The sequence below is a fragment of the Billgrantia sp. Q4P2 genome (genome assembly GCF_052806135.1).
In genome coordinates this window covers 1-572 of record NZ_JBRBAI010000040.1, presented here as the reverse complement: position 1 = coordinate 572, position 572 = coordinate 1, and the positions used below count along the sequence as shown (strand labels likewise).

Sequence of the window (572 nt, the reverse complement as noted above, 5' to 3'; positions counted from 1 at the left end):
CGCAGGTTGATGTCGACGATGGTGGCGTCGGTCAGGGTGGTGGTGAAGAAGTGCTCCTGCTTGCCCTCGACGGAGGTGCGGTACCACTTCAGTTCGACGTTGGGCAGCATTTCACCGGACGCCAGGGCGTTGTACATCAGCGGCACGGCCTTGTTCAGGGCCACGGTGAAGACGAACGGCTTGTGGGCGCGCTGGCCGGAAGGCTGGCCGGACTGCGGGTCGGTCGGCACGGTCACGACGTGCTTGAACTCCTGAACCAGCATCTCGTCTTCGTGGCCTTCCACGTAGATGTTGCCGACGGAATCCGGAGTGAAGGCACCCGCGGTGATGTTGCCCTGGGTCTGGCCTTCGATGCTGATATAGCAGGGAGTTGGCATGGTCTGCTCCTTGACGATGTGAATGAATGTCCCGATGGACAGCCCAGTAAGAGCAGAAAGCATGCCGGAAGTAAGAAAAACCCATCGAATCAGATGCATGTCGTTTTTCGCATCTTGATTGCCAAGTTAAATTAGGCAACAAGTTGCCCAGGGCGGGCAAGATCTTGCCCAGCGGGCAAGAAGTTGCCTAATTAT

Annotated in this window: 1 protein-coding gene; it reads right to left on the bottom strand. The window is 57.5% G+C overall.

What is annotated here, in order from left to right; translation table 11 throughout:
• A partial coding sequence (locus tag ACUY1T_RS22010; protein ID WP_446025701.1) for an Hcp family type VI secretion system effector occupies positions 1-377 on the bottom strand: 377 nt, incomplete at its 3' end.
• Positions 378-572 lie beyond the last annotated feature (195 nt).